7 protein-coding genes and 1 pseudogene are annotated in these 9,378 nt (G+C 66.0%); 5 read left to right on the top strand and 3 right to left on the bottom strand.

The window, feature by feature from the left end; genetic code table 11:
- Window positions 1–238: 238 nt before the first annotated feature.
- Complete coding sequence (locus ACFTZB_RS38585; protein ID WP_378440128.1) at window positions 239–1,363, bottom strand: helix-turn-helix transcriptional regulator; 1,125 nt, start codon at window positions 1,361–1,363, stop codon at window positions 239–241.
- Between the two features lie 107 nt (window positions 1,364–1,470).
- On the opposite strand from ACFTZB_RS38585, the gene ACFTZB_RS38580 reads away from it, so the two are divergent.
- The 3 genes and pseudogenes from ACFTZB_RS38580 to ACFTZB_RS38570 form a co-directional block, all read left to right on the top strand.
- Window positions 1,471–2,490 carry a methyltransferase gene (locus ACFTZB_RS38580; RefSeq protein WP_378440126.1) on the top strand — a complete coding sequence of 340 codons (1,020 nt, stop codon included), beginning with the start codon at window positions 1,471–1,473 and terminating at the stop codon, window positions 2,488–2,490.
- Window positions 2,491–2,517: 27 nt separating this feature from the next.
- Complete coding sequence (locus ACFTZB_RS38575) at window positions 2,518–3,645, top strand: flavin-containing monooxygenase (protein ID WP_378440123.1); 1,128 nt, start codon at window positions 2,518–2,520, stop codon at window positions 3,643–3,645.
- A gap of 135 nt (window positions 3,646–3,780) precedes the next feature.
- A pseudogene (locus ACFTZB_RS38570) lies at window positions 3,781–4,467 on the top strand (IS701 family transposase); the annotation flags it as partial.
- Here the strand turns inward: ACFTZB_RS38570 and ACFTZB_RS38565 are convergent.
- Window positions 4,449–4,676 (bottom strand): helix-turn-helix domain-containing protein, encoded by a 228-nt coding sequence (locus ACFTZB_RS38565; RefSeq protein WP_378440121.1) that lies wholly within the window; start codon window positions 4,674–4,676, stop codon window positions 4,449–4,451. The pseudogene ACFTZB_RS38570 and the gene ACFTZB_RS38565 overlap by 19 nt on opposite strands.
- 321 nt (window positions 4,677–4,997) lie before the next feature.
- Between ACFTZB_RS38565 and ACFTZB_RS38560 the strand changes: the two genes are divergently transcribed.
- Window positions 4,998–6,197, top strand: coding sequence for a Fic family protein (locus ACFTZB_RS38560; protein WP_378440119.1), 1,200 nt, complete (start codon window positions 4,998–5,000; stop codon window positions 6,195–6,197).
- 147 nt (window positions 6,198–6,344) lie between these two features.
- Window positions 6,345–6,656 carry a hypothetical protein gene (locus ACFTZB_RS38555; RefSeq protein WP_378440117.1) on the top strand — a complete coding sequence of 104 codons (312 nt, stop codon included), beginning with the start codon at window positions 6,345–6,347 and terminating at the stop codon, window positions 6,654–6,656.
- Between the two features lie 983 nt (window positions 6,657–7,639).
- On the opposite strand, the gene ACFTZB_RS38550 is transcribed toward ACFTZB_RS38555, so the two are convergent.
- On the bottom strand, window positions 7,640–8,839 hold the full coding sequence (locus ACFTZB_RS38550; protein ID WP_378440115.1) for an MFS transporter: 1,200 nt from the start codon (window positions 8,837–8,839) through the stop codon (window positions 7,640–7,642).
- Window positions 8,840–9,378 lie beyond the last annotated feature (539 nt).

Here is a 9,378-nt window from a genome sequence, read left to right as displayed (position 1 = left end):
GATCACAGCCCACAGGGCATCGGAAATCTCGTTGGCACGCAACACAGGGACAGTCTCGAGCATCCGACCACCAATATTTGGCAGACACGCTCTAGACGACCTCGTATCGCTTCGCCACCCTGCCGTTGCGCTTCGTCGTGGTGGTGTGCGCCCTGATGTAGGAGATGGTTCGGGCGATGAACCTTCTTGTTGGCTATTGGCCGTGAAGCAGATACGCACAACTGAGAGTTCGGCGAATTCAGTTGATGCCCTTCGCCCACCATTCGGATGGCGGGGATGCCGCAAGCTCCCAGCGTGGTGCGTAGTGCTCGAGGAATATCTGCCCCACCAGTTCCCCGCGGCTGCGCACCCCGGTCTTGTCGAAGATCGACTTCATATGGTCTTGAATTGTGTAGACGGATAACGACATTGCGTGCGCCATCTCCTTTGTCGATCGCCCTTGGATGCACAGCGCGGTGAGATGGCATTCGCGTTGGGACAGTCCGTAGGCCATGGCAATGACGGGCGCGATCTCATGCGGCGTCGCGGGTTGGATGATGACGGCGGTGCGTCCGTCTTCGACGCCGGAAAGCCTGGTCCCGTACAGCAACAGCCAGGCGCCGGATCGCGTGCGTACCCGCGAGCGCGCGGCAAGTTCCAGCGGATCGGTGCCCGGTTCGATCGCCCGCGCCCGGGCCGCGATGGCCTGCACGACCTTCGATTCGAACGGCGTCGACGGCGCCGGGACCTCGACAATTTCGTCGATCCAGCGTTCCGCGGCGGGTGAGACCGATTCCGGGTTGCCCGCGGCGTCGAAGACCACCACGCCGGGGCCGTAGTCCACGGTCGTCACGGCGGCCTCGACCTCGTGGAGCATCGACCGTCGCAGACCGGTCGCGAGCGCGGGCGCCAGCGCGGCGAGTGCGCGGACGTGCTCGGCGGTGTACCACGGTGCGCCCGCATCGCGCAGGAATGCCGCTGCACCCCAATAGACCCCGTCCGACACCAGGGAGACCCGCAGCTCGTCGCCGATGCCGTACGCCTCGTGCGAACGGTGCCGTGCGCTGCGGGACAAATCTCCGTGGGTATCGAGACTCAGTGCACCCGCCAGGCGGCCACTGTGCGCAAGAAACGCCCACTTGTCGACGTCCTCGACCTCGTATTCGTAGTGCGCCAACCAGGATCCGGAACACCCAACGTTCCGGTTGACGCTGCCGGTGAACAAGATGGTGCCCGGGTCGACGGTGTGCCAGCAGCAGCGCTCATGTGGGATCACCGTGCGCAGGGCCTCGCTCATTCGCGCGCTGTACCCCACCCAGTCCAGCTGGTCGGCGGCGGCACGCGAGATTTGATCGCGGACGCGTGGCAGCAAGCTCTGCGCCATGTCCGAAGTGTATCGCAGCAGGTTAGGGCTGCCTACCCCAGAAATCTGGGTGAATTCCCCAGGATTCAGGGATATGACGCAGAACCGACAACGACGACGCTGGTTTCATGACGATGACAGCCAATACCTCCGCCGAAACCGACCACGACCTGCCCAACCCGGAGCCGATCATGCAGCTGGCGTCCGGGTTCATGGCCGCCAAACACCTCTTCGCCGCCAGCGAACTCGGTTTGTTCGAGGCGTTGGGCGAGGGCCCCACCGACCTGCGTGGCCTGGCCGCCCGCACCGGGCTGACTGTCCGAGCCACCCGGATCAGCGCCGACGCCATGGTCGCGCTCGGTCTGCTCGAACGCCGAGGCGAACGGTATGTCAATACCGAGACGGCGGCCATGTTCCTCGCCGGCGGATCGCCCGCCGACCTGCGTCCGCTGCTGCGGTTCTGGGACAAGATCAGCTTCCCGGCGTGGGAAGACCTGGCCGGCGCACTCGCCCGCGGGCCGAACCGCGAGATCTTCGACCTCGACGCCGCCCTGCAACCCCTCGCCTCGATCGGTATCGAGGCGTTTTCGGCGGGCCCCTCGCTCGCCCTGCCGGACACGGTCGATCTGTCCGGCAGTCAGCGACTCCTCGACATCGGCGGCGGCACCGGCTCCTGGTCCATCGCGGTGGCGCGCCGCTGCCCGCAACTGAGCGCGACCGTGTTCGAGCTGCCGGCGGTTGCCCAGACCACGCAGGACCGCATCGCGTCGGTCGGGCTGGAGGGGCGAATCGACGTATGCGCCGGCGACGCGATGGCCGACCCGCTGCCCGCCGGATACGACGCCTTCCTGGTCGCGAACCTGGTGCACTGCTGGTCGCCGGAGCAGAATCGTGTGCTGCTACAACGCATTCGCGACGTCGCCGCACCCGGCGCCACACTGTTGATTGCCGACTTCTGGACCGACCCCACCCACACCCAGCCGGTCGCGGCCGCCTTGATGGCGGGGGAATTCGCGGTCCACCTCGAACACGGCGACGTCTACAGCGTCGGAGAAGGCATTGCCTGGCTGCAGGACACTGGCTGGCGCTACCGCGACCATCGCTCGCTCACCGGCCCGATGAGCGTCATTGTCGCCGAAACCGCATGAAACAAGACGACATCCAAGGAGCACACGATGAGCGAGCATCAAGTCGCAATCGTCGGTGCCGGCACCTCCGGGGTCGCGGCGGCGGTGGCCCTCGCCGACCGTGGCATCAACCCGTTGCTGATCGACCGAGCCGACCAAGTCGGTTCGTCGTGGCACTCTCGTTACGACCGGCTGCGACTGAACACCGGTAGGCAGTTCTCCCACCTACCGAACCGCCCCTACCCCAAGGGCACACCGACCTTTCCCACGAGGCAACAGGTGATCGAGCATCTCGAGCGGCACGCGCGCGGGGACGGGATCGAGCTGCGCCTGGGCTGCCCGGTGGAACGACTCGACCTCACCGGCGGGCACTGGCGGTTGACCACCGCTGCCGGTTCCGTCGACGCTGCCGAGGTGGTGGTCGCGACCGGCTTCGATCATGAACCCTTCGTCCCGGACTGGCCCGGACGCGGGGACTGGCGGGGTGCACTGGTCCATTCCTCGCAGTACCGGAATCCCCTACAGTACAACGGGAAACGGGTCCTCGTGGTGGGAGCGGGCTGCTCGGGCATGGAAATTGCCTACGACCTCGCCACCGGAGGCGCGGCAAAGGTCTGGCTTTCGGCTCGCACGCCGCCGAACATCATGCTCCGCCAGGGACCTGGTGGCATACCGGGAGACTTCATCGCGACGCCGCTCTACCATGCCCCGGTCCCTATCGCGGACGCAATCGCACGGTTCGGCCGGGAGAGGAGCATCGGCGACCTGCGCGAGTTCGGATTGCCGATCCCCGACGAGGGGATCTTCGCCCGCAGCGCCCGCCTCGGCGTGGCACCGGCGATCGTCGACAAGGAGCTCATCGCCGCGATCCGGGACAGGTCCATCGAGGTCGTTCGCGGAGTCGAATCACTCGACGCGGACAGCGTGTGGCTGGTGGACGGTGTGCGAATCGACCCGGAGGCGATGGTCTGCGCGACGGGGTTCCGCCAGGAACTCGACAAGCTGGTCGGGCACCTCGGCGTACTGGACGAGCGAGGTTGGCCGCACTCCACCGGTGAAAAGCCGGCCGCCGAGAGGTTGCGTTTCATCGGGTTCGTGCCCAGGCCGTCGCAGATCGGGTTCGCGGCGAAGCAGGCTCGCCGCGCGGCCAGAGCGATCGCGCGGGAACTGCGGTGAGCGTCGGCGGTAGGGTTCTCCCGCAGCCGTGTGGCGTGCTTCCAGCGTTCGTCGTGGTCCAGCGGCCGGGACGGGCCGTGCCACCGGACGGCGGGGTACCCGATCGCACAGCCGCGTTGTGCTGTGGCCCCACCGGCGCCGGGCGTGGCCCGGCAGTACTCGGGCACCCTCGGCAAGGTCGGCAACTGCCAGCTCGCGGTCAGCGTGCACGCCGCCACCGACGCGGCATCCGTCCCAAATGGGAAATGGCGATCGAGATGATCGACGAGCTGATCGAGTGGGGCCGGATCCCGCCGGCGGTGGTCGCGGATGCCGGCTACGGCGACACCACCGCCTTCCGGCTCGCACTGACCGACCGGGGCATCGACTAGGTTGTCGCCGTCAAGGGCGCTACCAGCGACCCATCCGTACGACGCGGTCCCGGAGACCGCGGCGTACACCGGACGCGGGCGGCCGCCGACACCCCGCTACGGACGGCAAAACCAGCCCGAACAACCCCACTGCGGTGATGCGCTCGCAGTTCGCCGCGCTGCGGATCCGCCCGGCGAACCGGGACATCCCGCGCGCCGAGGACGGCACCCTGCCCGCGGTCTGGTTGCTCGCCGAATGGCCGACCGGAGCGGACGAGCCCACCGACTACTGGCTCGCCACGCTCCCGAGGACACTCCGCTGCCCGAACTGGTGCGCCTGGCGAAGGTCCGCTGGCGCGTCGAGCACGACCACCGAGAACTGAAAACCGGTCTCGGACTCGAGGGCCGTTCCTGGCTCGGCTGGCACCACCACGCCACCCTGGTGGTTGGGGTTCATCGGCGCAGTGTGTGAGATGGCGGTTCGCCGAACTTCTGTTGGTAGGCCTTGGCGAAGCGTCCGAGGTTGTTGAAGCCCCACCGGTATGCAGCGTCGCTGACAGTCGTGGCGTCACTGGTGGCGGTGAATAGCTCGGATCGGACGCGTTCCAGGCGGACATTGCGTACGTAGGCCGACGGGCTCATCTCGTAGTGGTCGCGGAAGAGGTTCTGTAGTTGGCGCACAACGACTCCGGAGATGTGGGCGAGGTCGCTGATGGTGTGTTGGGACCCTGGGTGTGGTTGACGACGTCTATGACTTTCTGCAATGCCTTCGGATCATCGGGGCGGTCGTCGGTGTGGAGTGCTTCGGTCATGGAGTGGCTCTGGTTGATCAGCAGTCCCGTGATGAGAGCACGTTCGAGCTGGTCGACGTGTGCGGTGAGCGCGGAATTGGGGATGGGTGCGGGGAATCGTCGGTTCGCGTCTGTTCATCATGATCCGTTTCTCCACGAGCAACCCACCCATACCATCGGATAAATTACTAACCAATAGTATGGTTCGGATATGACATCGGTTGATGACGGACAGCGATGGCCGCCCGTCGCCCACGAGGAGCATCCCTGGATCAGCGCCACCGGCGACTACGGATCTCGACGCGAACGTCGCCTCACCACCGGCCCCTACCGCGCCGCGGTACCGCCATTCATCGCGAACCGGACCCTCTCGCTGAACAGCGAACTGCAGGCGCTGACGGAGGAAGCGGCGACCGAACTCACCCGCTTCGACGCCGAGGTCGGCCACATCACCGCCCCGTTCGCATCCATTCTGCTGCGCACCGAGAGCGCATCGAGTTCAGAGATCGAGAACCTCACCAGCGGAGCACGCCAGATCGCGCTGGCCGAACTCGGCGAGCACGCCTCCCGCAACGCCCGCCTGATCGTCGGAAACGTCCGCGCCATGCAGGCCGCATTGGAGTTGTCCGACCGCATCGACGCCGACGCGATCCTGCAGATGCACCGAGCACTGCTCGAACACGGCGATCCGAACATCGCCGGCCGATGGCGGCAACAGCAGATCTGGATCGGCGGCGGAAACCTCGGACCCCACACCGCGCAATTCGTCCCCCCACACCACGACCGCGTTCCCGAACTGATCGACGACCTGACCGCCTTCGCCAACCGGGTCGACGTACCCGTGGTCGCCCAGATAGCGGTCGCCCACGCACAGTTCGAAACCATCCACCCGTTCCCCGACGGCAACGGGCGCGTCGGCCGCGCCCTGATCCAGGCGATGCTGCGCGGCGGACAGCTCACCCGCAGCGTCGCCGTCCCGGTGTCCGCAGGCCTCCTGCACGACACCGCCACCTATTTCCGAGCCCTCGACGAGTACCGGTCGGGCAACCTCGAGCCGATCATGCGGTCGATCGCGGAAGCATCGTTCGCCGCCATCGCCAACGGCCGCACCCTCGTCCGGGACCTGGAAACGGTTCGAGCCGACTGGCGCACCCGGGTGACGGCGCGACGAGACGCAGCGGTACACCGCCTCGCCGACCTCCTCCTTCGCCAACCGGTCGTCGAGAGCAAACTCGTCACCTCCACGCTGGGGGTCACCGGCGCCAACGCGCAAATCGCGATCGACCGCCTGGTCGACACCGGAATACTCACCCAGATCACCGACGGACGACGCAACCGAATCTGGCAAGCCAAGGACGTCATCCAGGTCCTCGACGAATTTGCCGCCCGCGCCAAACGCCGCCGAGGATGAATGTGGTAGGTCCGCACTCCCGACTGTGGGAATCGGGACACCGCCACACGACTGCGCCGATCCAATACACGCCCCCGGCCGTCCCGGCAGGTCTGTCCGATACCGGCCAAGTCCACCCTCGCCGATCCGCTCGCACGCAATCTCCCGGTGCCGGCATTCGCCGGCGACCGAGCCGAGCTCGCCATCGAACTGCTCGACCCGAGACCCGATGGCGAAGGGAAGGCATCCAGGTCAGCGTGGCGGTTCCAGAGGGGTACGGCGGAGCCTGCCTTCGCGTGCTCGGACATCATCTACAACATCTCGCCCACACCCGAGCATGCGATCCGGACGATCGCGAACAATCTCTCCGGCCGGAAGGTGGGCGACTCGGACACCGAGCTCGGCCTGCGACGAATCGCCGATCCCGACTACCCCACCGTGATCCACGCCAGGGCGAGTACATCGGCGCACTGTGCCTGAACCTGGACGTGTCGATGCTGTCGCCGCTGACACTGGCCTTGTCGAATCTCGTTGCCCTTGGGCCGCGGTACATCCGCTCCGGCAACCACGCTACGTCAACGCTGAGCAAGTTCGAAAGATATTGCATCTGAGTACTTTTGCAATGTCGTCACGGCCACGTTGCCAACGCTGCAACAGGACGGCACCGACAAACACACACCACCCGAACCACCGCGGGATCGATACGAATCGAATCGACGACGACGGTTCAAACGGGCGAGGCACCACGGACAATGACTGCGTCGCTGTTCCCGATGCTCCGCGCCGAGAAACTGGCGAGTCGCTGCGCCCCATGGATCCTCTGCGCCACTCGCAGGGGTTACCCACCGTTACCGCACCTCATCCAGCGCTACACGGACCCCACCTGGCCCGGCTGCTTGTGCCCACCCAGACCGCCGAAGCCACCTGATGCGACCACCGCCGCCCGCGGCCTCTGGGCCCTGACCACCCTCGCCGCCATCAACCCCTGCACCGCCGCACGGTTCCGCCAACACTGACCGACCGGAAACCCCCGGAACCCACGCCGCTACCACCCACCCGACGCCCGCACCGCACGACCTGACACCCTTGACACATCCCAAACTCACCTCCACCATATTCGTTTTCGCGCTTGCACGCCCACAGGTCCGGGATGGTGGCCGAATATTCCACGGCAGGTCCACGCACTCCCCGAGCCTCGCTTACCGCCGCCGCGCGACAGTTCGCCACCGAGTTCGGGTTCACCGCATCAGGTGTCGTCGAGGTCGACGCAACCATCGAACCCACCCGCGGACACCGCCACAGGGCACTCCGACGCGGACGACGTCGACGACGCCGCACGAATTCGGGAACACGCCCACCAAGTCGCACCCCGACCCAACGCTCGACTGCCGCAGACGAACCCCGAATCCGGCCGGAACGCGATTCATGACGTCGACCCGCTCTCGGGGCAGCGGTGTGCACCGCTACGGTGTCGGGGGCCGATCGGGTGCGCGGAGGGCGACCGTGGTGGCGAGGACGGCCAGCGCGAACACGATCATCACCGGCCAAGGGGCGAGGGTGGCTTGGGCCATCGTGCCGAGCACCGCTCCCAACACGGTGGCCACCACCGCAGCGAGCGCCGCAGCGAAGCTGATCAGTACGGCACGGCGCTCTTCGGTCGCGAAAGCACTGATCCACGACACGGTGGCAGCGCCGATCGCTGCGTTCGCCAGCGTGGCGAGGAAGAACACCACGCCGTGAATCCACAGTTGCTCTCCGCCCGGGAATGCTTCATTGGCAAGGCACACGAGGGCAGCGACGCCGTTGATCGCGCCGCTCAACACCAGCATGCCGCGCACTCCGCGCCGGGTGAAGACACGACGCCACAACACCGCACCAACAAACAGGCCCCCGGCCGAGCTGATCACGAGTATGTGCAGGCTGCCGGCCTTATCGCCGTGAGACATCGCCGCCCGCAGGGAGAAGAACGTCATGCTCAAACTGATCGGCACGAACACGATCTGGGTCGCCAGGAACAATCGGTACCAGCTGCGGGTCCGCACCACGGTGACGCCTTCGCGATAGTCGTCGACGAACCGTTGGGGCGGCCGCAGTGCTCCCGACGTCGTCGGCCCGACGAGTGTCGCTGCCGCGCACGCCGCCACCATGGCGGCCGCACCCAACCACAGCACGTCGATGCGACTGTCGGCCGGGTCCCGCGCGGACACCAGGGGAAGGATCATCAGCGTCGCCACGACCGTCAATATCGCACCGACCGCTTCTTGGGTAAGCAGGAGGTGGTTACGTCGTGGTCGGTCGAGCATGCGCGAAATGATCTCGGCGTAGGCATTGTTCGCCATTCCCATCGCACAACCGATCACCGCCGAGGCCAACAAGAAGACCGGGGCGACGAGAACACCACGCAGGTCCGCCGCTGCGATACACGAGGTCAGAACGGCGATAGTCGCGGCGGCCGCCGCGATGACCATGTTCTGCCGGCGCCGCGACCGCGCGACAACCATCGGTGATAACACATTTCCGGCAATGAATCCGATACTGAATATGGGATACAGCAAGCCAGCAGCCCAGTAGAGGCCTTTCTGAGCCAGCAGAAACGGCAGAACCGCCGACACACTAGCCATCTGCGCACCTACCGAATAGGACGCGCCGAACGCCAACAACACGGGGTATCGATTCGTCCCAGATGTCACCGCACACACCACCCCTTCGCTCCGCGATGGACTGTAACCGGCGCCGACCGTTACTGGCTCGGAACTTGCTCGTGCACAGGCACGCGGAAGCCCACGACGACGATGCGCTGCGAATTCTTCAGCACCGCTCGACACATCCTTGCAGTTCCGGCCATGTCGGAACGGCAGGCACCACACCGGCCGCCGAGACTGCCGCCGAGACGGTCACGTCAGCTTCGAATCTTCGCAGGATCAAGTGTGGGCACTTCCGTAACGGCAGATGAGCGGGACATAAGTAGGTTGCGCAAACCTGGACCATCGACCGGTTGCCACGGTAGGTTCTCGGGCAACAACCAATCTCCCATCCCAGTCAGCGATTCCCGAACCGAGTCATTCGCGGAACCCCACGAGTGCCCGGTGTCGAAACCCTGGGGAAATCTCACAACGGGACCGTCGTTCGCGATCTCATCCTTTTCGAGGAGCCACATGCTCTCTTGCACAGCTAAATCCGGACTCGTCACCGGCGCTTCCGG

This window comes from Rhodococcus sp. NPDC057014, from assembly GCF_042673295.1.
GTDB lineage: Bacteria > Actinomycetota > Actinomycetes > Mycobacteriales > Mycobacteriaceae > Rhodococcus_F.
Note: the sequence above shows the minus strand (reverse complement) of the source record. Positions and strands in the feature narration are given on the sequence as shown.

Excerpts from the sequence above, each read along its gene's own strand:
- ACFTZB_RS38585 (WP_378440128.1), bottom strand. The coding sequence starts at position 1,363 with ATGGCGCAGAGCTTGCTGCCACGCGTCCGCGATCAAATCTCGCGTGCC.
- ACFTZB_RS38580 (WP_378440126.1), top strand. The coding sequence starts at position 1,471 with ATGACGATGACAGCCAATACCTCCGCCGAAACCGACCACGACCTGCCC.
- ACFTZB_RS38575 (WP_378440123.1), top strand. The coding sequence starts at position 2,518 with ATGAGCGAGCATCAAGTCGCAATCGTCGGTGCCGGCACCTCCGGGGTC.
- ACFTZB_RS38560 (WP_378440119.1), top strand. The coding sequence starts at position 4,998 with ATGACATCGGTTGATGACGGACAGCGATGGCCGCCCGTCGCCCACGAG.